Annotated in this window: 22 protein-coding genes; 9 read left to right on the forward strand and 13 right to left on the reverse strand. The window is 40.1% G+C overall.

Annotated elements, in window-relative coordinates; genetic code table 11:
- Positions 1-8: 8 nt before the first annotated feature.
- The 4 genes from EJ995_RS07175 (at position 9) to EJ995_RS07190 (ending at position 3,908) form a co-directional block, all read left to right on the forward strand.
- Positions 9-935, forward strand: a complete 927-nt coding sequence (locus EJ995_RS07175; protein WP_126447050.1) for a YbbR-like domain-containing protein — start codon at positions 9-11, stop codon at positions 933-935.
- Positions 932-1,525, forward strand: a complete 594-nt coding sequence (gene coaE, locus EJ995_RS07180) for a dephospho-CoA kinase (protein WP_126447052.1) — start codon at positions 932-934, stop codon at positions 1,523-1,525. Before EJ995_RS07175 ends, coaE begins: the two co-directional genes overlap by 4 nt.
- Positions 1,526-1,638: 113 nt before the next feature.
- Positions 1,639-3,174 carry a sensor histidine kinase gene (locus tag EJ995_RS07185; RefSeq protein ID WP_126447054.1) on the forward strand — a complete coding sequence of 512 codons (1,536 nt, stop codon included), beginning with the start codon at positions 1,639-1,641 and terminating at the stop codon, positions 3,172-3,174.
- 17 nt (positions 3,175-3,191) lie between these two features.
- A complete protein-coding gene (locus EJ995_RS07190) occupies positions 3,192-3,908 on the forward strand; it encodes a response regulator transcription factor (RefSeq protein WP_041496414.1) in 717 nt (238 codons plus the stop codon).
- Between the two features lie 7 nt (positions 3,909-3,915).
- On the opposite strand, the gene miaA is transcribed toward EJ995_RS07190, so the two are convergent.
- The 6 genes from miaA to uvrA form a co-directional block, all read right to left on the reverse strand.
- On the reverse strand, positions 3,916-4,833 hold the full coding sequence (miaA, locus tag EJ995_RS07195) for a tRNA (adenosine(37)-N6)-dimethylallyltransferase MiaA (protein ID WP_126447056.1): 918 nt from the start codon (positions 4,831-4,833) through the stop codon (positions 3,916-3,918).
- Positions 4,826-5,707: an ion transporter gene (locus EJ995_RS07200; RefSeq protein ID WP_126447058.1), complete on the reverse strand. Its 882-nt coding sequence runs from the start codon at positions 5,705-5,707 to the stop codon at positions 4,826-4,828. Before EJ995_RS07200 ends, miaA begins: the two co-directional genes overlap by 8 nt.
- Positions 5,707-8,121: an alpha-ketoacid dehydrogenase subunit alpha/beta gene (locus EJ995_RS07205; protein ID WP_126447060.1), complete on the reverse strand. Its 2,415-nt coding sequence runs from the start codon at positions 8,119-8,121 to the stop codon at positions 5,707-5,709. Before EJ995_RS07205 ends, EJ995_RS07200 begins: the two co-directional genes overlap by 1 nt.
- Before the next feature lie 57 nt (positions 8,122-8,178).
- Entirely contained in the window at positions 8,179-10,998 is a 2,820-nt protein-coding gene (locus EJ995_RS07210) for a gluzincin family metallopeptidase (RefSeq protein WP_126447062.1), read from the reverse strand.
- A 97-nt stretch (positions 10,999-11,095) separates the two neighbouring features.
- Entirely contained in the window at positions 11,096-11,785 is a 690-nt protein-coding gene (locus EJ995_RS07215) for an LOG family protein (protein ID WP_126447064.1), read from the reverse strand.
- A 9-nt stretch (positions 11,786-11,794) separates the two neighbouring features.
- Entirely contained in the window at positions 11,795-14,626 is a 2,832-nt protein-coding gene (uvrA, locus tag EJ995_RS07220) for an excinuclease ABC subunit UvrA (RefSeq protein ID WP_126447066.1), read from the reverse strand.
- Between the two features lie 224 nt (positions 14,627-14,850).
- Here uvrA and EJ995_RS07225 point away from each other — a divergent pair, with 224 nt between their 5' ends.
- Positions 14,851-15,309: a MauE/DoxX family redox-associated membrane protein gene (locus tag EJ995_RS07225; RefSeq protein ID WP_126447068.1), complete on the forward strand. Its 459-nt coding sequence runs from the start codon at positions 14,851-14,853 to the stop codon at positions 15,307-15,309.
- Here EJ995_RS07225 and EJ995_RS07230 read toward each other — a convergent pair.
- On the reverse strand, positions 15,281-15,988 hold the full coding sequence (locus tag EJ995_RS07230) for a hypothetical protein (protein WP_126447070.1): 708 nt from the start codon (positions 15,986-15,988) through the stop codon (positions 15,281-15,283). The genes EJ995_RS07225 and EJ995_RS07230 overlap by 29 nt on opposite strands.
- Positions 15,989-16,083: 95 nt before the next feature.
- The gene (locus EJ995_RS07235; RefSeq protein ID WP_126447072.1) at positions 16,084-16,620 is read right to left on the reverse strand and encodes an inorganic diphosphatase; all 537 of its coding nucleotides are present in this window, start codon (positions 16,618-16,620) and stop codon (positions 16,084-16,086) included.
- Positions 16,621-16,819: 199 nt separating this feature from the next.
- On the opposite strand from EJ995_RS07235, the gene EJ995_RS07240 reads away from it, so the two are divergent.
- The 3 genes from EJ995_RS07240 to EJ995_RS07250 all read left to right on the forward strand — a co-directional run bounded on the left by EJ995_RS07240 (position 16,820) and on the right by EJ995_RS07250 (position 20,496).
- Entirely contained in the window at positions 16,820-17,959 is a 1,140-nt protein-coding gene (locus EJ995_RS07240) for a vWA domain-containing protein (RefSeq protein WP_126447074.1), read from the forward strand.
- A 140-nt stretch (positions 17,960-18,099) separates the two neighbouring features.
- Positions 18,100-19,563 carry an AAA family ATPase gene (locus tag EJ995_RS07245; protein ID WP_126447076.1) on the forward strand — a complete coding sequence of 488 codons (1,464 nt, stop codon included), beginning with the start codon at positions 18,100-18,102 and terminating at the stop codon, positions 19,561-19,563.
- Positions 19,564-19,632: 69 nt separating this feature from the next.
- Positions 19,633-20,496: a hypothetical protein gene (locus EJ995_RS07250; protein WP_126447078.1), complete on the forward strand. Its 864-nt coding sequence runs from the start codon at positions 19,633-19,635 to the stop codon at positions 20,494-20,496.
- A 3-nt stretch (positions 20,497-20,499) separates the two neighbouring features.
- Here EJ995_RS07250 and EJ995_RS07255 read toward each other — a convergent pair whose 3' ends face one another.
- Positions 20,500-21,246 carry a thioredoxin family protein gene (locus EJ995_RS07255; RefSeq protein ID WP_126447080.1) on the reverse strand — a complete coding sequence of 249 codons (747 nt, stop codon included), beginning with the start codon at positions 21,244-21,246 and terminating at the stop codon, positions 20,500-20,502.
- A 150-nt stretch (positions 21,247-21,396) separates the two neighbouring features.
- Between EJ995_RS07255 and mazG the strand changes: the two genes are divergently transcribed.
- Positions 21,397-22,173 (forward strand): nucleoside triphosphate pyrophosphohydrolase, encoded by a 777-nt coding sequence (mazG, locus tag EJ995_RS07260; protein ID WP_126447082.1) that lies wholly within the window; start codon positions 21,397-21,399, stop codon positions 22,171-22,173.
- 41 nt (positions 22,174-22,214) lie between these two features.
- On the opposite strand, the gene EJ995_RS07265 is transcribed toward mazG, so the two are convergent.
- The 4 genes from EJ995_RS07265 to EJ995_RS07280 form a co-directional block, all read right to left on the reverse strand.
- Positions 22,215-22,370 (reverse strand): YqaE/Pmp3 family membrane protein, encoded by a 156-nt coding sequence (locus EJ995_RS07265; protein WP_126447084.1) that lies wholly within the window; start codon positions 22,368-22,370, stop codon positions 22,215-22,217.
- An 85-nt stretch (positions 22,371-22,455) separates the two neighbouring features.
- On the reverse strand, positions 22,456-23,790 hold the full coding sequence (purB, locus tag EJ995_RS07270) for an adenylosuccinate lyase (RefSeq protein ID WP_126447086.1): 1,335 nt from the start codon (positions 23,788-23,790) through the stop codon (positions 22,456-22,458).
- A 66-nt stretch (positions 23,791-23,856) separates the two neighbouring features.
- Positions 23,857-24,417 (reverse strand): adenylosuccinate lyase, encoded by a 561-nt coding sequence (locus tag EJ995_RS07275; RefSeq protein WP_126447088.1) that lies wholly within the window; start codon positions 24,415-24,417, stop codon positions 23,857-23,859.
- Positions 24,418-24,419: 2 nt separating this feature from the next.
- Positions 24,420-25,103 (reverse strand): SIR2 family NAD-dependent protein deacylase, encoded by a 684-nt coding sequence (locus EJ995_RS07280; RefSeq protein ID WP_126447090.1) that lies wholly within the window; start codon positions 25,101-25,103, stop codon positions 24,420-24,422.

Raw genomic sequence — 25,103 nt, forward strand, 5'->3', positions numbered from 1 at the left:
TGAGTCCTATGTCTTATAAAAAGTTTTTTGTTTTTTTTGTTTTCATTCTTGCAGCCGCGTTGATGTGGTTTTTATCAAGGTATAATTCTCAATATAGAGAACAGGTAGTTATTAAAACTAGCTTTGTCAGTGTGCCTAATCAAGTAAACCTTGATGTGCAGGACCGCAGTATTGACGTGATGACTACCATTGAGTCTAGTGGTTTTAGATTACTATGGATGAATTATCAATCGCTAGAATCTCAATTAGAATTTGACGAGGTAGTATCCTTAAATGATGGTGAATATATTTTTGATCCTCAACGAGCGCTATCAAGTTATGATGAACAACTAGGCGAACCATTTAAAGTGGTGTCCATTGATACGGATCCTATAACCTTGTCTTATTCCCGCTTCAAGTCAAAAACCATAATGCTTGAAAAAGATTTTGATGTCACCTTTACTGGTAGCTACCAACAACTGGGCGATGGTTTTTTCAATCAAGAGCAAGTAGAAGTAACAGGAAATGATGAGCGACTAGATAGCTTACAACGATTGAAAGTGACGATGCTTGATGTGGTAGTAAAAGATACAATGACAATAAAAACCATTGAATTAGACTCCTTATATCCAGATTTTAAATTTGAACCATCAGCTGTTACTTATAGCATTAGGGCCGCACAAATGACTGAAGGTAATTTGAGGATACCAGTCACAGTGATTAATAAACCATCAAACGTACTCGTGCGATTGATTCCAGAAAATGTCAACTTGGTTTTTACGGCACGATTAGATCAATTCGAAACGGTAACGGAGAATGATTTTAAAGTAACTATTGACTATCGCAAACTCGATAATGCAGATACGAGCGCGATACCAGATATCGAGATCCTAACAGACGCCGTTCTAGAAGCAAGAACACAACCTGCGGCGATTCAAGTATTGAGCATAGAATGAGAATCATAGGACTTACCGGTGGTATAGGTAGTGGTAAGACTACTGTTGCAAGAATGTTTGAAGATTTAGGCGTGCCCTTATTTATTGCAGATGATGTGTCAAAAACGATACTTGCGACTGATCTAGAGGCGCGAGTCGAGATTAAGAATCTTCTTGGCGAGCAAAGTTTTAAAACGATTAATGACGAGGTTGTACCCGACAAAAAATATATCGCAAGTCAAGTTTTTACGGATCAAGATAAGTTACAAGGACTAAACCGAATTCTTCATCCTAGAGTAAGAATTGCCTTTGAGAAGTGGCTGCATGATCAGAGATCCTCATTTATAATTTATGAAGCCGCCATTTTATTTGAGTCGGGTGGTGATGCAATTTGTGATGAGGTCATACTAGTAACTGCTCCAAAGCTTGAAAGAATATCTCGTGTTATGAAGCGCGATGGCTCAACTAAGACTGATGTAAGTAATAGATTACAAAACCAGTGGAATGACATCCAACGTCTGGAAAAGTCAAATTATGTTATTGTAAATAAGGATTTGCAACAAACTGAGTCTTTTGTAAAATATACTTATGATTTTCTGTTAAAAAATTAAATATTCATCAATATTTAAGATCGTTAATATTGGGTTAAAGGCTTATTAACACTTTGGCTAAATGTTAAATTTGCCTCGTGCAAAAGAATCTCCTTTTCTTCCTAATAGGGCTCATGAGCCTATCCCTAATTGGGATTATTATAGTGCAGGTTTACTGGATACTTAATAGTATCGAGAGTAAGGATGAGCAGTTCTCTCTCGCAGTAACTCAATCATTGATAAGTGTTGCCCGAGAACTAGAAAATAGCGAGTATGAGATTTACTATGACGCGTTAAGAGAGCTAGAAGATAGTTTAGGAAAGGATACAGATCCAGCCACACTGAGGAAAATATTACTGAAGCAACGCCGCAAAAGAGTAAGCACAAACGCACGTTTGTCTAACAATCCACTTTCTGAAAATACAAAGCTAGATCCACAATTTGAAAACATTGAGATTGACAGTGTGTTTCCTAATAGAGCCAACAAAATCAATAGATCTGAAATAAGTCAAATTAAAAGCCCTGGTAATACTAATACAGAATCAAGATTCGCTAGATTATTGGAAAGAGATAATTATGCTAGAAAGGTCACTGGTGAGTCAGTAAGTGAGTACAATAGCATGTTACCTATTACACAGCGTATATCGTCCACATTAGTACGCAATTTGATTTCGCAAGAGCTTGAAAAGCGACCAATTATCAATTCTCAATTTGAATTTGCCATTTATCAAGATGGCTTTGCCACTAGAATACAATCAGATAATTTTCAATATGTTGATGGTGGTACCTGGAGTTATCCTGTGTTGCGATCTAATAACTCTAATGTTGAGCCTTACTACCTGTATTTAAGTCTACCAGACCGTAAAAAAGAGATATTGAGCTCGGTTACTGGGATGGCATTGTTGTCATTGATTTTTACCACCGTAATAATTATCGCTTACTCAAATGCCATTAATCAAATTTTTAAGCAACGTCAAATTTCACAGATAAAAACAGACTTTATCAATAACATGACGCACGAGTTCAAGACGCCAATCGCTACTATTAATCTTGCACTAGACTCGCTCAAGCATCCTAAGATCAATAGCGATCCAGAGAAGGTGCAAAATTACCTGCGCATGATACGTGAGGAAAATAAACGTATGCATAGTCAAGTAGAAAATGTGCTGCGTATATCAAAGCTTGAGAAAAACAATCTTAATATTGAAAAGACTCGATTAGAAATGAATACTGTGATAGAGGACAGTATTACACACATACAATTACTGCTTGAGGAGAAAGGCGGTATTATTAAATCACATCTAGGTGCGTTGCGTACTGATGTTTTAGGAAATGAGAGCCACCTAACTAATGTAATTGTCAACGTCTTAGAAAATGCCATAAAGTACACTGAAGACGCGCCAATCATTGATGTATATACCGAGAATGTGAAAAACAAATTGGTCATAAAGATCAGAGATCAAGGAATAGGAATGACAAAAAGTGCACAGAAAAAGGCATTTCAAAAGTTCTTTAGAGAACACACAGGAGATATTCATAATGTAAAAGGTCACGGTTTAGGTCTCGCGTATTCAAAACGGATACTTGAAGATCACAACGGTGACATATTTGTACAAAGTTCAAAAGGAAATGGTAGTACCTTTTCAATCCATCTACCATTAATAGTTTAATCAATCAATCTATAATTATGGAAACTGAAAACAAAAAAATTCTGCTTGTTGAGGATGATCCAAATTTTGGAACAGTTCTCAAAGACTACCTAATCATGAATGATTTTGATGTCGTACATGCCAAAAACGGTATGGAAGGCTTTGAAAAATTCAAGAAAGACAACTATGATCTATGTATCCTAGACGTAATGATGCCTTACAAGGATGGCTTCACACTTGCTAAGGAGATCAGAGAAAAAAATGAAGATGTGCCTATCGTTTTCCTAACCGCTAAGGCGATGAAAGAAGACGTGTTAAGAGGTTACAAAGTAGGAGCAGACGACTACTTGAACAAGCCGTTTGACAGTGAGGTTTTACTCATGAAAGTAAAAGCGATCATACAACGCAAAGGCCAAGACAGCATCGCTGATTCTAAGGAGTTTGAATTCCAGATTGGTAATTTCCACCTGAATTCAAAGCTTAGATTCTTGTCCTACAATGATCAGGAGCCTATCAAGCTATCACCTAAGGAAAATGAGTTGCTTAGACTACTAGCGCTACACCTTAATGACTTGATGCCACGTGAGCTAGCATTGACTAAGATATGGAGAGATGACAATTACTTCACTTCAAGATCTATGGACGTTTACATCGCAAAACTGCGTAAGTATTTGAAACCAGACGATAATGTCGAGATCGTGAATATTCACGGTGAAGGTTTCCGTTTACTTGTAAAGGATCAAGTAGATTACTAGAAACTAATTACTGATTTTCCATAATTGATTTATGAACCTGCCGCACGATTTGCGTGTGGCTGGTTCTATAATCAAACCAGTTAATGTCTGGATCTTTGCGATACCAGGTCAACTGTCTTTTGGCAAATCTTCTAGAGTTGCGTTTGATCAATCTTATTGCTTCTTCAATGTCATAAGTTCCCTCTAGAAAAGGAAAAACCTCTTGATAGCCTACGGTTTTCATGGCTCTCAATTCTTTATGTGGTAATAATTCCTGCACTTCTTTTATTAGACCATTCTGCAGCATCACGTCTACACGCCTATTGATGCGATCATAGAGCTCTTCTCGTGGAGCTTCTAATCCTACTTTATAAATTGTAAATTCTCGTGTACTGGCAACACCTGTTTTAAATGAGCTGTATGGTTGACCGCTAGACCTTATGATGGATAAGGCTCTCAACACGCGTCTAGAATTATCTTGATCTATCTCATTAAAGGTCAGTAGATCTTTTTGTCTTAGCTCTTTTAGTAAGTATGACAATCCATGATTTTTGAGATCCGATTCTAGTTGATCGAGAATTGCTGGATCTACATCAGGAAAATAGTCAAGGCCATGAGTTACTGCTTTTTCATAAAGTGTGCTGCCGCCTACCATGATCGCGACATCATGTTTGTCAAATAATCTTTTCAATAGATCCATTGCGTCGCGTTCAAAATCACCAACGCTGTAATCATCGTGAATGCTTCTATTCTGGATAAAATGATGCCGCGCTACCTGTAATTCAACTTCGGTAGGCACAGCTGTTCCTATACTCATTTCCTTGAACAACTGTCTTGAATCGCAGGAAAGTATTTCGGTTTTGTACGCTTTCGCGAAAGCTAAACTCAACGCAGTCTTACCTACCGCAGTAGGGCCAACAATGCATATTAAATGTTTACTAGACATCTAAAGAATATCCACATTTATGGCAGTATTCTGCATCATCCTGATGTTTGCGAGCCATACAATTTTGACAAACTTGTGTGTTGACGTGGCGATAATTGGGATCTTCAATCTGTAGTTTGCCATTATCACTATCATCACTATCCTTGCCGCCAGTTGTATATTCTGCACTTACAATACCTGTAGGTACAGCGATGATACCATAACCCATAATCATAATAATAGTAGCCAGAAATTGACCCATAGGAGTGACGGGCGCAATATCACCAAAACCTACTGTGGTAAGTGTCACAATGCACCAATAAATTGATACGGGTATACTTACAAAGCCACTTTCTGCACCTTCTACTAGATACATGATGGTTCCCATGATGATTGAAATAACCAAGACGGCAAACAGAAATACCAGTATTTTGGGTAAGCTTGATTTGATTGCTTTACTCAATTTATCTGCCTCACCGATAAATCGTGTGATCTTAAGAATACGAAAAACCCTCAATAGACGTAAGGCGCGCACGGCTAATAATGCATTGATACCACCTATGAAAAAGGTCAGGTACAACGGTATTGTCGACAAAAAATCAATGATACCGTAAAAACTAAAAATATACTTAGTAGGTTTATTGATGGAGATGATGCGCAGTATGTACTCGATAGTGAAGAACACAGTGATGATCCATTCTGCCAGAATGAATTCATCTGCATACTTAGCGCCAAGCGCTGGAACGCTTTCCAGTAGTACCAGCAGCACGCTAATTATAATTACGATTAGCAGCGTCACGTCAAATGCCTTACCTACTGGTGTATCGGCCTCGTAAATTACTTCGTGAATTTTGCGGCGCCAGGCGCTAGATATTTTGGTAGTGCTTTTAGGCATTAAGCTTTGCTAGGGTATTTGCTTGGGTTTGCCTCATTCATAATGTTGTACGCCTTATCAAAAACATCATCTGCGCTAGGCTTAGAGAAATAGTCTCCATCAGTTCCGTATGCCGGTCTATGATCTTTGGCGGTCAAACATTGTGGTTTGCTATCCAAATATCTCCAGGCGTTTTGGCCATCAACTATAGATTGTAATATAAAGGCACTTGCACCACCTGGAACATCTTCATCCACGACTAGCAACCTGTTCGTTTTCTTAACGCTCTCAATAATCTCATGCTCTATATCAAATGGCAATAAGGATTGCACATCAATAACTTCTACGTCAACGCCTACTTGCGTTAGAAAATCTGCAGCTTCCATCACGATACGTAAGGTTGAGCCGTAAGAGACGATGGTTAGGTCGTTTCCTTCTTTCAAAGTTTCTATTTTACCTAATGGTGTCTTGAATTCGCCCAGATTTGAAGGTAATTGTTCTTTAAGGCGATAACCATTGAGACACTCAACTATTAAAGCTGGCTCGTCGCTAGCCATCATGGTGTTGTAAAATCCTGCAGCTTGAGTCATGTTTCTAGGTACCAAAACATGAATACCGCGCACTAGATTAATGATACCACCCATAGGTGAGCCACTGTGCCATATACCTTCCAATCGGTGACCTCTAGTTCTTATGATTACTGGAGCTTTTTGCCTACCACCAGTTCTATACTGTAAAGTGGCAAGGTCATCGCTCATGAGTTGCAGGCAGTAGAGTAGGTAATCTAGATATTGAATCTCTGCGATAGGGCGCAGGCCTCTCATGGCCATCCCAATACCTTGTCCTAGAATAGTTGCTTCACGTATCCCGGCATCTGCAACACGCAGCTCGCCATACTTTTCTTGCATTCCTTCTAGACCTTGATTTACATCGCCTATTTCTCCTGCATCTTCTCCAAAAATGAGTGACTCTGGATACTTGGCAAAAATCGCATCAAAATTATCACGCATGATCACGCGCGCATCAACTTCCTCAGGATTATCAGCATATTGCGGAGCAACCGATTCGATATTAGTTGCAGCCCACTGTGATTGACTATATAAGTGGCCACCGTACGTATCAGATAGGGTATTATTATAATTTGAGATCCATTCATTCAATTGCTTGATGGTATCATGGGTCTCACCTAATGTCAATCGTGCTATTTTTCTAGCAGTTGCAAGTACTTCCTTGCGTATAGGTTCTTTGATGTTTGATAACTCAGTAACCAATGGTTGAATAAAGTTCTTGTTTGAAGAAACTGAAACTACCTGGTTGAGTAATGACACTAGTTCATCACGCTCTGCAAGGATAGGAGCTAGGTAGTTATTCCACGCAGCTTTTTTGCCTTCACGCACTTGTTTTTTAATATCTTTTTCGAGGGCTTCCAACTCATCAGCGGTAGAAAGATTGTTTTCCAGAATCCACTCACGGAATTTTACATTACAATCATGTTCACGTTCCCACGCAAGTCTATCCTCATCTTTATAGCGTTCGTGTGATCCACTGGTACTGTGGCCTTGCGGTTGCGTGAGCTCATGCACGTGGATTAATATTGGTACATGCTCATCACGAGCGATGCTACCTGCTTTCTCATAGGTTTCAACAAGCTCTGGATAATTCCATCCTTTTACTTTGAATATTTCATAACCATCATGATTTTCATCACGCTGGAATCCTGCTTGAATGGTGCTTATATCTTCCTTAGTGGTTTGATGTCTCGCATGTACTGAGATACCGTACTCGTCGTCCCAAACGCTAATTACCATAGGTACTTGAAGCACGCCACCAGCATTAAAAGTTTCCCAGAAGTGACCTTCACTGGTACTTGCATTACCTATTGTACCCCAAGCAACTTCATTTCCTTTATTTGAGAAACCGTTATTATCATCTATGAGATCGTTGTGACGATATATTTTGGATGCTTGTGCCAGTCCTAATAATCTGGGCATTTGGGCAGCCGTTGGACTAATATCTGCACTAGAGTTTTTTTGATCTACTAGTCTTTTCCATGAGCCATCTTCATTCAAACTATGGGTTGCAAAATGACCACCCATTTGACGTCCGGCACTCATTGGTTCATGCGCTAGATCAGTATTTGCATACAATCCAGCAAAAAATTGTTCAATGGTTAATTCTCCTATCGCCATCATGAATGTCTGATCCCGATAGTATCCACTGCGAAAATCTCCATTCTTAAAAGCTCGTGCCCAGGCAATTTGCGGTAATTCCTTACCATCGCCAAAGATTCCAAACTTTGCCTTACCAGTAAGTACCTCACGACGACCCAGCAAACTACACTCACGGCTTGTGACTGCTAGCTTGTAATCGTTGATGACCTCGTGTTTAAAGTCTTGTTTTTGAAGTTCTTTTTCTGTGGTTTCCTGTACCTGCATTTGCGTGATTGTGTATCTAACAAAGGTAAGGGAAAGCCTATGTAGTTGCAACCACCGCTAGTACCAGCGTCTCTTGAATAATTTGATAAATAAGCCTAATTCCAGCGTAACGATAAAGCGTATTTTCTGGTCATAGTTTTCCTGCGCTATTTCCCAGCCATTATTACTGTAAACGGGAAAATATAATTCAAAGAAATCCTGTAACAAATTGAGTCTTATACCACTATCATAAACAAATTGCGGGTTCTCAAATTTGTTCTTTACAAAACCTACATCACCGTATGCAAAAATGTATTTCCAGATGCTGTAAGAAGCATTTGCCGTGGTAATCCATTCGTTGGCAAATGCAGGTTCTAATTGAGATTTAAAACCACCTTCTGCAACGATGTATTGTTGTGAGAATAAACCGCTATCCTCTGATCTACCGTAGTAATCATAGTCAAACAGATAATCTGTAGGTCGATCTAGTGCAAAAGAGAAGAAGTCATTATCACCAGTGTCATTATAAATAAAGCTGCCGGCATATAACCTCAAATTGAGCTGACGCTGGTCTTTAAAAAGTTTTCTCCATTCAATACGACCTGTCACTTTACCGAATTGTGCTGAGATTTCAGTACCTACATTGTACGAAAAGAAGCGCTTCAAATTAGGATCAGAATGATTCCAATTCAATGCAAACACATTGTAATCTGGATCTTCAACAGGACTGGCTGGATCGCGATCCCTATTTACCCAAATGTTACGTATAGTCAATGATTGTCTCATGTTACTACGCAAATCCTCTGGTCTGAACGCGAGATTCATAAAACCAGAAACACGCCTATACATCAAGTCATCCTCGTATGAAAAGGTATTGGCGCCAGCACCATATCTCACCTGGAATAATCGCTGGTCACGATCCTCTATGGGGTGCGCATAACTCAAACCAATAGAGCCCACAAGTTTGTTGGACCCAAAGCCATAAGTGGGTTTAATACTGTATCTAAAGGGCTTACTCAATAGATTACCGTTGTAAAAACGAGGTCCAATCGTCAATCCATCATAAAGATTGTACCCGACGTCTGGCATCACAAAAACCTCGGTTCTTGTCGGGTCTTCCACATCTTTGAACAGTTTTACACTTAGCGGTCTACTTAATGACGGCAAGCCTTTTAACGTGCGGTAGTTGTCACGCTGTGAGAATTCAGGTAGTAATTTTTCATAGTTAACGGCTACGCGGTTTGCAAGCTTTCGCGAAAGCGTAACAGTTGTATCGCCTATAAAACCAGGTATATACTTTTTGCTCACGATTGAATCATTGAACAAGCTGTAAACGGAAACAGGAATTACTCGATCAGATTTATTCTTGATCACAATATCCACCGAGTCCGTTGACTTTTTGACGCGTTTGATCTTCCAGTCCATGCGCTGGTGCTGGGTGATATAATCATCAAAAAACCAGGCAGTAGGCTGCTGGCTAGATTGTTCCAGCAATTCTTGAAAATCATGCCCGTCAACAATACGGTTGTTACTAAGTTGGTACAGCTGTTTGATGGCTTGCTCAACATTGTCATTGTCTAGGTAATCGTCCAGATACTGTAGCCCAACGGCTGCTTTGTAGGGTATTCCCAACTCTTGATTATACTTGACCAGCTCATCGGATGGCGTGGTAATCGCCTGATCTAGGTTAAGTCTAGATGTATTGAGATAGAGTAGTGGATATTGCTCGTTGAATTTGAGTTTGGCAGCATTGAAACTGCGCAGCCCAAAGAAATCACTAAATTTACCTGCAAGCTTCAGGTCAGGATAGTGAATTTCCTGATAATCCATTATGATACTCACGATAATCGCTTGTTGCAACCAGAAATTTTCTCTAGGATTAGTGCGCACTCCAGTCTCGACCCATTTACGAGTCAAGGTCTTAAGCATGCGTATCTCATAGCTAAAACCATCAGGAAACGGATTAATAAAATCTGGCAAACTGCTTAAACCATAAACAGGACTCTCACGATAATAACGGTCAGACAATAGTAGCTGGTCATGTTTATAGTCACCTAATCGTTCACCCAGATAAGCGGTGATCTTTTCATTGATCTTAAGCTTTTCATCAAAATTGAGATCCTTTTCTTGGATATCGCTTACAATGGTCGCCTGTGGTGTTGGGTAATAAGTAAATTTTCCTGGACGCTTATCTAGATGAAGCAAAATTTCTTGAAATCCTTCACCTTCAAATAGGTAGCTGTTCTTATTCTTACCGGGTGCGACAGTTATTGTGGTAATGTTACTTGTTGCATTGAGCGCTGACGGTATATGCAATGATACCTTGACATCTAGTGGCGCTCCATAAAAGTCGTCCAGATCCTTATGTGAGAAGTAGTCCCATTTGCCATCCTTGAATACCGCTGGATGCAAGTACCAGTATCTCAAATCATAATTACCGCTACTTGTTACTCCATAACTTGTAAAATCATTTTCAGGAATCTTTACCTCATAGTTCAATCGAAATTCTTGACTTGATCCTGGTAATAGTGGATTATCTAAATCAATTTTAAGGATGTCTGGCTGATTCTCGACCCGTGAAAAGTTGTAACGCGCTGCAGTAGCAGAATCGATTCTAGTATAACCACGATCTCTATCACTTGAGAATTCAAAGTTGTTTTTAAAATCTTGAGCAAACCTAGCAGCCAGCGGCGTTTGTGTATTTACAAACGCATTTGCCCAATCAAGAAAAATCACTTCATTCCATGCCTGATCGCTATCATTGACAACAACAATGGTTTGCCTGATAGTCATCACATCTTGATCTGCATCAAGAGTTGCTATAATATTGGTACTATGCTGTGCCGCAGCAAGCATAGGTATTACAAGGAATAAAAGCCTCAAAAATTTTAAGGACATACTATAGGTTAAACAAGGTTAAGGGTTGGCTTGTTTTGTACTGATAATCGCAGTTGCGTTTCATAGATGAGAGAGGCTGCAACTATTGAACCATAATCTAGAAGTTAGGGCTCAATGCATACTGATTGTAGAAGTCGTTTATGATCTTAACAGCTTCATCACTGGTGTCCACGACATGCAGCAAATCAATATCTTCTGGACTTATGGTAAAGAATTTTTTATCAAGCGTGCTTTTAATCCAGTCTAGCAGGCCTTCCCAAAATTCTGATCCCATTAATATAATTGGGAATCGTCCTATTTTTTTAGTCTGTATCAAGGTAATAGCTTCAAATAATTCATCCAGTGTACCAAAACCACCAGGCATCACCACAAATCCTTGAGAATACTTGACAAACATTACTTTGCGGGCAAAGAAGTAATCAAAATCAAGGCTTTTATCGCTATCAATATAAGGATTGTCGTGCTGCTCAAAAGGCAATGCAATATTCAAGCCGACTGATGTACCACCAGCAAGGTGTGCACCTTTGTTACCAGCTTCCATTATTCCTGGACCACCACCAGTAATCACACCGTAACCATTCTCGCAAATCTTCTCTGCAACTTCAGTCGCTAGTTGGTAGTATTCGTTGTCTGGTTTAAGCCTCGCACTACCAAAAATGGAAACACACGGCCCTATTCGGCTCATGCGCTCAAATCCCATTACAAATTCTGATAATATTTTGAAGGTTGCCCAACTATCGTTGGTTTTCAAATCATTCCAACCTTTCTCACGTATTTCTTTTCTCATATTCTCAATCTACTTCAATTCTTTTTTAAGGAAGCGTGCTGTATGGCTCACTTCGTTTTTGGCTACTTTTTCTGGTGTTCCTGTGGCGATCACCTCACCGCCGCCGCGACCGCCTTCAAGTCCTATGTCGATTACATGGTCTGCTATTTTTATAACATCCATATTATGCTCTATGACCAGTACGGTATTTCCTTTATCTACCAATTTATTAAGAACCTGTAATAATACTCTAATATCTTCAAAGTGCAATCCAGTTGTCGGCTCATCTAGTATATAAAAGGTATTTCCCGTATCGCGCTTTGAAAGCTCGGTTGCTAGTTTAATACGCTGCGCTTCACCACCAGATAGGGTTGTTGATTGTTGCCCTAAGGTAATGTAACCTAGACCTACATCCTTTATTGTTTTGAGTTTGCGATAAATTTTTGGGATAGGTTCAAAAAAGTCGGTCGCCTCGTTAATGGTCATGTTGAGAACATCGCTTATGGATTTTCCCTTGTAACGTATTTCAAGTGTTTCGCGGTTAAAACGCTTTCCTTGACAAGTCTCACAGGTAACGTAGACATCAGGCAAAAAATTCATTTCAATAACACGCAAGCCACCACCTTTACAAGTCTCACAGCGACCACCAGTGACATTAAAGCTAAAACGTCCTGGCTTATAACCTCTTATCAGCGCCTCAGGAGTTTTGGCAAACAAACTGCGTATCTCACTGAAGGTTCCCGTGTAGGTTGCAGGATTTGATCGCGGCGTGCGACCTATAGGGCTTTGGTTAATATCGATCACCTTATCGGCGTGGTCCAGACCCTTGATACTCTTGTAAGGCATAGGAACTTTTACACCATTAAAAAAGTGCGCGTTCATAATAGGATATAGCGTTTCATTAATAAGCGTGGATTTACCACTACCAGAAACACCACTGACCACAATCATTTTACCTAGCGGAAAGTCAACTGATACATTCTTTAAATTATTACCCGTACAACCTTTCAAACTTATCTTCTTACCGTTTCCTTTTCGGCGTTTTTTAGGAATCTCGATCTCCATTTTACCGTTTAGGTATTGAGCGGTAACGGTATCATGTGACAAAATTTCTTGCGGCGTTCCTTGACTAATGATCTCGCCGCCATATTTTCCCGCGCGCGGTCCTATATCGATGACATGATCTGCACGTTCAATCATGTCTTTATCGTGTTCTACTACAATCACGCTGTTACCTACATCGCGCAAGCTCTCGAGCGAGTTGATCAATTTCTCATTATCTCGTTGATGCAAGCCTATGCTAGGTTCATCAAGAATATACAGAACACCGACTAGCTGCGATCCTATTTGGGTTGCCAGCCTGATACGCTGTGCTTCACCACCAGATAATGATTTTGCACTTCTATTTAGGGATAAGTAATCAAGACCAACGTCCAGTAAAAATTGTAGACGCTCTTTTATCTCTTTCAATAATTCAGTGGCTATTTGTTTTTGCTTTCGCGAAAGCTTACTCTCCAAAACATTAAACCAATCAACCAACTGCACGATATCCATGTGGGCCAGCTGTGCGATATTTTTCTCATTTACCTTGAAATACATAGATTCTTTGCGCAATCTGCTGCCTTCACAAGTAGAACACATGACACGATCCATAAAACTCTTTGCCCAGCGTTGCAGGCTAGTGCTATCATTGTTCTTGTAGGTTTGCTCAATGAAATTTGCAATACCTTCAAAGTCAATCTTGTAATTGCGTTTAACGCCTAGTTCCTTGCTATTGACTTCTAATGAATCCTTGCCACCATAAAGAATCATCTGTATTGCCTCGTCAGGTACAGACTCTAAAGGATCTGTCAGTTTAAAGTCAAACTTTTGAGCAATAAGCTCCAGTTGCTTGAAAATCCAGTTTTTCTTGTTATCAGGATAGGGCGCAAGACCACCTTTTTTAATGGATAATGAGGTGTCTGGAATGATTTTTTTATCATTCACCTTGAAGAGTGTACCTATTCCATTACAGGTAGGACACGCACCTTTAGGTGAATTGAATGAGAAATTATTAGGCTCTGGCTCTGGATATGAGATGCCTGTCGATGGACACATAAGGTTTCTAGAAAAGTACCTGCCTTCTTTCTCGCCATGCGGTACGATCATGGCGATGTCGTTGCCATGGTAGAGTGCTGTCTTGATGGAGTCTTCCAGCCGCTTGCGGTCGTTCTCATCATCACTAACAGCCAGTCTATCGATGACCATTTCAATATCATGGGTTTTATAACGATCCAATTTCATGCCCTTGGTGATATCGACGATTACTCCATCGACGCGCACTTTGACAAAACCTTGTTTGGCAATTTGTTCAAACAATTCGCGATAGTGACCTTTTCTTGATCTTATGACGGGTGCAAGTATATTGATGCGCTGTCCATCATATTCTTCCATAATCAAGTCGCGTATCTGATCATCAGAATAACTTACCATTTTCTCACCAGTATTATAAGAGTAGGCATCGCTGGCACGAGCGTACAATAATCTCAAGAAATCATAGATTTCTGTAATGGTTCCCACGGTACTGCGAGGACTTTTTGAAGTGGTTTTTTGCTCAATAGCAATTACTGGAGAAAGTCCATCAATTTTATCAACATCTGGTCGTTCCAGTCCACCTAGAAATTGTCTGGCATAGGCACTGAATGTCTCGATGTATCTGCGCTGACCTTCGGCATAGATGGTGTCAAATGCTAGAGAACTTTTACCTGATCCAGATAGACCAGTGATTACCACAAGCTTTTCACGTGGTATGTTGACATCAATATTTTTAAGATTATGGACTCGTGCGCCTTGAACCTCTATAAATTCTTCTACTTGTGACATATTTCTAGCAATCGCGCGAAGTTACCGATTATCAAATCATGCGAATTATAAAGTAGTCTAAAATGTAAACTTACCATATTACCTATGTTCATTCGGTCATCGGTAAGCTACTGATGACTTTAATCGATTAATTAAGTCTTATAGCGTATAACCTCTTGATTTAAAACTATTTTATAAGTCGTACGTACGTCTCTAAGTATTTTTAAATGCTATTAAAAGAATAAATGAGAAATTTTTACTTAAGAACTGATATCAAAACCATTATCTATGGCATCACTAGAGTAGGTCTAGGTATTTACCTATTGAGTCATGCCGCCATGGCCTTTATGGATTTTGATCAATTCATGGCAACGGCACTTTCTTATTTTCCAGAAGATTCTGGACTTTCCTTTCTAGCTTATTTGACTCCTATAGTTCCGTTTATGGAATTTTTCTTAGCTGTAATGATCTTGGCAGGGATTTATACTAAACTAGCCTTAAAGTGGGCGATAGGTATAGGAATATTTTTCACCGTATTTTTTCATTACACAGGCGATCTCGATGGTGCATTGACACATTCCTATTCATTACTAGTCAAGATTTTCCTATTGTTTACAATCTTCTACAATAAGTTCTCACTAGATTACTACAATATGTGGAAGGTGTCTCAAGAATCTAGCGAGTCACACTCACACCTGTTATAGGTATTTCTATACCAAACACATTCTTATTATTCGCCAGGTAATATCCGTTTTCGGTTTGATACCAATCATTCCATCGCGCCTCAATACCATCTAGCGGTATGATGCTCACCCACATTTTAAAGGATGTAGGACGATAATTCTCGTCCAGTTCCCATAGGTAGGCATCACCAGGTGTACTGCCGCCGCTGGTATATTTTATAAGCAGCTTCTCAACGCCATCTTCTACTACCAATTCACGCTTAGTTCCTGGATCCATAACTTTATAAGGCGCAACCATCCAGAAACTATCGTTATTAAATTTTTTTAGGGCATAATCAATCGCTTCTTGAAGCTGCTCTCCTGTAAGATTTGTAGAATTGCGAGTTGCAATACTTTGTCCAGGGTTTTTGGTATTCAGCTTTACTGTTTTGTCATCCCATGAGACCGTTACTTGATTTTCTTGCATATACCACTGATAGTGGTTTACACCTCTAAAAGTCCATTCTAGGTAATCTGCCTTTTCAAAATCATGGCTATTAAGCGCGTCAAGCATTTTGAGCGCGAGTTCATCAGCTTGCTTACCGCTTTCTCCTTGAGGTACGTCGTCGTTGTAGATCAACTTGAGGACAAGAAAACCTAAAACAAGAACTGCTAGGACTGCTGCAATAGCTTTCCATAGAAAGGAGAAGAGTTTTTTCATGAGAAGGATGGTTTGTGTAACAAGTTATGTAAATCAAAGCAAAAAAAATCTGCCACAAGATGTTTATGGCAGATTCATATTATGAAGAGAGAAATCTACTTTTTAAATTTCTCTTTATAATCTACAATGGATTGCTGTACGATTTCCATGGCTTTCTCGCGCCCTTGAAAATCCTCAACGTCAACCGTTTTGTTTTCTAGCTTTTTATAATCTTCAAAGAAATTGCGCATTTCCTTAAGCCAGTATTCTGGTAGCTCATGCACGTCATTAAAGTGCGCGACACTCATGTCATTTGCAGCAACAGCAATGATCTTGTCATCCATCTCGCCACCATCCATCATTTGCATCACACCTATAACCTTAGCCTCTACAAGACACATAGGCACAATCTCAATTTGAGATAATACAAGTATATCCAGCGGGTCATTATCATCACAATAAGTTTGTGGTATAAAGCCATAATTGGTCGGGTAGTACATGCTGCTGTAGATCACTCGATCGAGGATCAACATACCAGACTCTTTATCTAACTCATATTTAGCTCTTGTATTTTTTGGTATCTCGATAATGCCGGTAACCGTTTCAGGAACATTATCTCCAGGCGATATATCGTGCCATGGGTGTGTTTTCATCTTCTGCAAATTTTTTAAAGGGTGGCAAATTTAAGGATATTAAGCTTTCGCGAAAGCGTAACCACCACAAAATCTATCCATAACAATAGCTACACCTATAAATCGATCATCGTGCACGATTGCTTTTCTCTATCCATAAACAGTTGTTAAAACCTCCAGAATTGTAAGTCAGGCAACAAGTGACGACTATCTTTATAATATGACGAGACAGGAAAGAAGCGGTTTTAAATTTGAGCATTATAGTGCCAAGGAACTGGATCCTTTTGACAAGCTATTTGACATCTTTAAAGAGCTTATCACACATACCTCAGGAGATTTTGACGAGGCGATCGACTGGTTGCGAGAGCTTGATAAGGAATACAAGCTGACCACGCCAGAATATACTATCGATGATTTTATTGAGGATTTAAAACAGCGCGGTTACATACGTGAAGAGTTTGATCCTAACGGCAGCGATGGAACTGGTGACGGTGAGAGCTCTTTTACCATCACCGCCAAAACTGAGCAATTATTGCGCAAACACGCGCTAGATCAGATTTTTGGTAACATGCGCAAGGGCAACAGCGGTAACCATAAGACTAAAAAGATGGGAACTGGCGACGAGCATACGGGCGAGTTTAGGGAATACAGATTTGGCGATGGGCTAGATCGTATTTCCATGACCGAGAGTTTGCGCAACGCACAGATCAATCACGGTATGGATGATTTTTATCTTTCAGAAAATGATTTGGTGGTCGAGGATACCCAATTCAAAGCGCAGATGAGCACGGTGCTCATGATTGATATATCTCACTCAATGATTTTATATGGTGAGGATCGCATCACACCAGCCAAGAAAGTTGCCATGGCGCTAGCAGAACTCATTACTAGTAGATATCCTAAGGATACGCTGGATATCATCGTTTTTGGTAACGATGCATGGCCTATTAAGATTGCAGATTTACCTTATTTAAAAGTAGGACCGTATCATACAAACACAGTTGCTGGATTGCAGCTTGCCATGGATATACTGCGTCGCAAACGCAATACCAACAAGCAAATTTTCATGATTACTGATGGTAAGCCCAGCTGCTTGCGGTTAAAGGATGGCAGGTATTATAAAAATAGTAATGGACTCGATGAGTACATTGTGGACAAGTGTTACACAATGGCCGCACAAGCCCGCAGATTACACATTCCTATCACGACCTTTATGATTGCAAACGATCCTTACCTGCAAAGATTTATAGATGAGTTTACTGAGGCCAATCAAGGCAAGGCATTTTACACTGGATTGCAAGGTTTAGGTGAAATGATCTTCCAGGATTATGAAGCAAACAGAAAGAAGAGGTTGAGGTAGTTGATTTGTTGATGCTCTAATTTGATAATGAGAGTATTGGTTAAAAATCAATTGGGTTTGAATTTTTAAACCAGCAGTACCAAATAAAATGTCAGGCTGAGCTTGTCGAAGCCGAAGTCATGCAGATTTACAAAATGAATATGAATATAGAAAGCATTAAAACACTAGGAGATCTCAAGAAATCTGGGTGGAAGTCAAAATCCATAAAGGACGAGTTAAGAGATAACCTAAAACAGAATATCAAAAATGGCGTGGAATCATTCACAGGAATACATGGTTATGAAAATACCGTAATTCCAGAATTGGAACGAGCTATTTTATCACGACACAACATCAACTTATTAGGATTGCGTGGACAGGCAAAAACACGTTTGGCACGTCTCATGACTGGATTACTGGATGAATACATTCCATATATTACAGAGAGTGAGATCCACGACGATCCACTTGCGCCGTTATCTAGTTCTGCACAGGCATTAGTTGACGAGCATGGAGATGACACACCTATATCGTGGCTTTATCGTGACGATCGATTCTATGAGAAGCTCGCCACACCAGACGTTACAGTGGCAGATTTGATTGGAGATATTGACCCAATTAAAGCAGCTAATCTAAGATTAAGTTATGCTGATGATCGCGTGATTCACTATGGTATGATACCACGTGCTAATCGATGCATTTTTGTTATCAACGAGTTACCAGATCTACAGGCTAGAATTCAGGTAGCATTATTCAACATTCTACAAGAAGGCGACATACAAATACGTGGTTTTAAATTGAGGCTAGCGCTGGATATGCAATTTATATTTACTGCAAATCCAGAAGACTATACCAATCGCGGTAGCATCGTGACACCGCTCAAGGATCGTATAGGTTCCCAAATCTTGACGCACTATCCAGAATCCATAGAGATAGCTAAAACCATCACTCAACAAGAGGCGCGTAACGATGCTCGACTTAAAGAAAGTATTTATGTGCCAGAGCTAGCCCAAGATATTTTGGAGCAAATAAGCTTTAGCGCGCGTGAGAGTGAGTATGTGGATGAAAAAAGTGGCGTGAGTGCTCGTATGAGCATCACCGCATATGAAAATTTACTGAGCACCGCAGAGCGTCGATCGCTCATCAATGGAGATGAAAAAACTACCATCAGGTTTTCAGACTTTACGGGAATCATTCCTGCGATTACTGGTAAGATTGAATTGGTGTATGAAGGGGAGCAAGAAGGTGCAGCCTTTGTAGCAAACGAGTTGATAGGTGAAGCCATTAAGACGTTGTTTGTTCAGTATTTTCCAGAAATCAAGAAACTTAAAAAGCCAGACGAGGAAACACCGTATGACAAACTAGTTGAGTGGTTCTTCAATAATGATGGCGTTGAACTGCTGGATGAATTAAGCGATAGTGATTACAAACAGCTGCTGGATCAAGTGACGCCACTTGAGGATTTGATACAAAAATATCAGCCAGAAGTACCTGCGAGCGACCGCTATTTCTACAAAGAGTTCATCTTATGGGCTCTTGTGGAACTTGATAAATTAAGCAAGAAACGATTTACTGAAGGTTATCAGTTCAACGACTTATACAGCGATTTTGTAAAAGGCATTTAATAGGTATCGTTGTCATCTTATAAAACAGGTCACAGGAATTTACTATTCTTGTGGCCTGTTTTTACTTTTATGAGAATCAATTACTTCCTTTTTCTAGTCCTGTTTTTACTCATTTCATGCAAACAAAAAGATACTGCACCTGGCGATGATAAAATAGATCTCAAACTAGAAGATGTAGGTGTCGAGATAGCAAACCATTATAATTATAACGAGCCAGATAGTTTGATTGCTTTGTTTGACCACAGGCAATTCTCAAAACGATTGGGTCAACCATTTTTTAATCTTGATAAGCGAGCGCAATCCTATGTCATAGGCATGGTGATGCAATATTATGATGAAACGAATAGGTTTGTCCTCAGTGAGATGCAGCAGCGTGGACTTTTTCTAGAATTATTAGCCGTAAATCAAGACGAGCAAGTGTCTAAACTGTTTTATCGCTTGATAAATCAATCTGGTGAGCGATTGTTCACCTATCTAGTGTTGTACGTGCAGCAGGATGCTAGTGGCGATTACAAGATTGTCAACCAGTATGATGTTTCCAAAGCATATAGCCTAGGCCAGAATAGTAAGATCACTATACGCAATATGCAAAAGAACCGTTCTTTTCAAAAGGGAGCAGAGAAGGCCTTTGCAATTCTAAGCCAAGCTGTTGCACTAGAAAAGACCCATGGATATGAGGCAGCCTACAAGATCATGGAAGATATCAAGCAACCATTCACGAGAATTCCTGCCATTGCAAATTATAGATTTATTCTAGCGTCCCATTTAGGTGCGCAGCCATTTATTCAAGAGGCAAAGTATCTCAAGAGTATCACGCCCAACGAGCAAAGCAAGATGTTTTATGATTGCATCATCATGGAACAGCAGGATCCATCAAATAAGGAAGCTGTGACCTCTTGCTATGAATCGTTCATCGAGCGACTAGTACAGTAAATATTATGAGAGCTGCGCAATCAGTTTGTTGATTTCCACTATTGATTGATTCTCTTGCAATAGTTGTTCTCTGGCGTTTTTGGCAGTTTCTAGAGCATCCTTCTTTCTGCCCAGACGCGATTCAAGGGCAGCAATTAAATGCATTTTCATACCTTCTTGAGCAATCTCATTAGATCTATTAGCAAGTACCAGGGCAGCTTTTAAATCACGAGCATCATTCAGGTTATTATGAATAGACATAGCCGTGGTCATGAGTTGTTTAGGACTATGCCACAATTTTTTTAGGTTGCGCTTGGTCAATTTCTTGTGTGAGCCAGCGACCAGTTGATATTGCGACGGTACTGGTTTGTACTGTAGGTACTCGCCAGATAAGGGCAACTCGTTGTTTTTATCAATCATGGATCTAAAATCAGCCTCTGGAATAGCACCTGTATGTTGACCCAATACCTGACCGTTTTTCACAAAAAAGAATGAAGGCACGCCTGGTACTTCCATTACATTATCTGTGATATTTTGATCAATATCCATACGGTAAATCGTAGCGTCTACGTTCTCGTCTGCCGCGGTACTTTCAATAAACGGCTTCATGTATTTACATGGACCACACCAGGTCGCAGTAAAATAAAACACCTTTAACTCATCATCTTGAGCCATTATTTTACTCTCGACTTGATCGTCAGTAATGTAGTCTTGCGCTTGAGCGCTTGTTAGGGCTAATAGTGATAAAAAAGATAAAACTATGTGCTTCATGATGCGTTGTTTGAACTTTTGACTGCTAATTTTATACCACAAATGGTGTGATGTAGATTGTTTGGGATTATGCTTTCGCGAAAGCTGACACCCAAAAATACGGGATAACAATCTACAACCTATAATGTACCCTTAAAATCTAATGACAAGATGGCTTCACGTAAAGAGCAACTCGCAGCGCTGGATAGATTATTGACGATCATGGACGAGTTGCGAGAGCAGTGTCCATGGGATAAAAAGCAAACCCTACAATCCTTGAGGCATTTGACCATTGAGGAAACCTATGAACTAGGCGATGCGATCCTGGATAACGATATGGAGGAAATACCTAAGGAGCTGGGTGATTTGTTGTTGCATATCGTGTTTTATGCAAAGATCGGTTCAGAAACTAATGACTTTGATATCGCTAGTGTTGCTCATGGCATTTGCGATAAATTGGTTTCTAGGCATCCGCACATTTATGGTGATGTAGTAGTGGCAAATGAAGAAGAAGTGAAGCAAAATTGGGAAGCGTTAAAACTGAAGGAAGGTAAAAAAAGTGTTTTGGAAGGTGTGCCCAAAAGTTTGCCAGCCCTGGTAAAAAGCTCCAGAATTCAAGACAAGGTAGCTGGCGTGGGCTTTGACTGGGAACATCCAGAACAGGTAAAGGAAAAGCTTGAAGAAGAGCTAGAGGAATTACAAGAAGAAGTAGATAAAGGCGACAAGGACGCTATTGAGGCCGAATTTGGCGATGTGCTATTCTCACTCGTGAATTACGCCAAGCATCTAGGCGTCAATCCAGAAGATGCGCTGGAACGCACCAATAAAAAATTCATCAAACGCTTTCAATACCTTGAATCAAAAGCTGGCGAGTTAGGTAAGAAATTGGGCGATATGACGCTGGATGAAATGGACGTATTCTGGAATGAGGCAAAGTCACTACCATAAAAAAACGCCATCCGGCGTCTTTTTTTATGCTGTTTATCATCCTACTTTGACGTCACATAAAATGCGTGGATAATTCCAGGAATAATCCCTAGAATGGTAAGTAGTAGATTGATTAAGAAGTCCTTACCTAATCCTTTATTGAGCGCTACACTCACAGGTGGTAATATGATGTTCAAGATGATGGTAATAATTCCCATGGTTGATGTTTTAGATTTTGGTGAAAATAATTTTAACCATCATCGTTAATCGTTAACTATCTGGGAATTGGGCTAGAATTAACGATTAAATACCAGTGAAATTTGAAGGCGTTATGGCACGCATCTCAATCTTCAGTTGGTCGCTCACATCCAGCTGATCGATAAATTGAGACATGCTCGCAGCCGTGATTTTTTCATTCGTTCTAGTAAGTTCCTTTAGCGCTTCATACGGATTGGGATAAGCCTCACGACGCAAGATCGTTTGAATGGCCTCTGCAACTACAGCCCAATTGTTCTCAAGATCTGCGGCAATCTTTTCCTCATTGAGTAATAGTTTGTTTAATCCTTTAAGCGTTGCTTTAAAGGCAATGATGGTATGAGCTAGTGGCACACCAACGTTGCGCAACACGGTAGAATCTGTTAGGTCGCGTTGCAATCTTGAGATAGGTAGTTTGCCTGCAAGGTGTTCAAACAACGCATTGGCGATACCTAGATTTCCTTCACTATTTTCAAAGTCAATCGGATTCACCTTGTGTGGCATCGCGCTGGAACCTATCTCTCCAGCCTTGATCTTTTGCTTGAAGTAATCCATGCTTATGTAGGTCCAGATATCCTTGTCTAGATCTAATAAAATGGTATTGATACGCTTGAGGTTGTCAAATAACGCAGCAATAAAATCATAGTGCTCAATTTGAGTAGTCGGGAAACTATGCGATAAGCCTAATTGCTTTTCTACAAATCGAGTACCAAAATCCTTCCAGTCCACCTGTGGAAAAGCCACGTGATGCGCATTATAATTTCCTGTAGCACCACCAAATTTTGCCGCATGCGGTACTTGATGCAGGCTTTCCTGCTGCTTTTTAAGTCTAGTTACATACACGTTAATCTCTTTGCCTAATCGCGTAGGTGATGCTGGTTGACCATGCGTGCGCGCCAGCATGGGGATATCTTTCCAGTCTGCCGCAAGTTGTTCCAGCCTGTCAATCACTTCTTGCAACTGGTTGTGGTAAACCTCGTGCATGGCATCCTTAATACTCAATGGTATCGCTGTATTATTGATGTCTTGAGAGGTAAGTCCAAAGTGGATAAACTCTTTATGTTTCGCCAGTCCTAACGCATCAAACTGGTCTTTGAGAAAATACTCAACTGCTTTGACGTCATGATTAGTGATCTTCTCGATGTCTTTGATCTTTTGAGCGTCTTCAAGACTAAACTTGTTATAAAGGTCTCTAAGTTGTTCTTGAGTTTGTGGGTCGAGAGGTTGTAGTTGGGAAATTCCGCTTTCGCTTAAAGCTATAAAATATTCAACCTCAATAAGTACACGATACTTTATGAGTGCGGCCTCAGAAAAATACTGGGATAGATCACTAACTTTTGAATGATAACGACCGTCGATGGGAGAAATAGCTTGTAAAGACATGATTATAACTTTAAAGCGCACAAAAATAGACGTTTGTCAATCAAAATGTGCGTGCTATAGGTACTATTATTCCAGCTTTTTAATGATGGCAATAGCACCGCTGCGGTATCCTTTATTATCTGGATTATCAAGATGTTTTTCAATCGCGTCTGGCAATTGCTCGTGAACCCATGAAAAATCTTGTCCCAATAAATACAGCGACTTGGTAGCAAATATCAAATTAGCCGACTTTCCTGTTGCTGCAATTAATTCACCAAAACAACCGTCGAGCAGCGTTGCGCGCATGTCTATTGTAAGAAGCTCATCATAAGGGCTTGATTTTTTATGATAAAATTGCTGGCATATAAGCAATGAGATTTTGAGCAAGGATCGCATACCTGAATGGTTGATAGGCAAGGCAAAGAGATTAATCAGTGAGCCTAAGTGTGGTAAACACTTTTCCTCATGGAGTAGGAATACTTGTTCCAGTACCCAGCAGGCTTGATGCGAAACGTCATGTTTGGGATGACAAAACTCAATGAGCTCAGGAATCTGATGATATTCTACCACTAGATTGCATAGATCGACTCGATCTGCCTTGTAAGCTTTGAGCGGTTCTAGGCGATTGTAGAGTTCTCGGCGATCCATGACTAGAATTCCATCGTGATCATATCACAAACCTTAGGAACGCCTTGAGTGGCTGCTTGTACAATAACTTTGAGATGCTCATTTCCTGCAAAACAAGGATTAGGATCAACGAGATATGTCATGGCATGCGATGGTGCGTAATGCATCAAACCAGCGGCTGGATATACTTGTAGTGAGGTGCCTATGATTATCACAATATCTGCATCATGGATCGTGTCAATGGCAATATCCATCATGGGTACATCTTCTCCAAACCAAACGATGTGTGGTCGCAGCTGACTACCATCAGTAGCCTTGTCACTTATCGCTATATCATCAACCCAATCTACCACTGTATTCAAGTCTTTGGTGCCACGAGCTTTGAGAAGCTCACCATGCAAATGGATAACATTAGTTGAGCCAGCACGCTCGTGTAGGTCATCTACATTTTGGGTAATTATATGAACGTCACAATTACGTTCTAGTGCTGCTAGGCAGTAATGCGCTTCATTAGGTTCTACTTCCTTAAGTTGCGCTCGTCGCTTATTATAAAAATCTAGAACAAGTTCAGGATTTGCTGCCCAACCTTGTGGTGATGCTACCTCCATGACATCGTGGCCTTCCCATAAACCATCGGCGTCTCTAAAGGTCGAGATACCACTTTCGGCACTGATGCCTGCTCCTGTAAGTGCGACGACTTTCTTCAT

This window comes from Nonlabens ponticola, from assembly GCF_003966335.1.
GTDB classification, from domain to species: Bacteria; Bacteroidota; Bacteroidia; order Flavobacteriales; family Flavobacteriaceae; genus Nonlabens; species Nonlabens ponticola.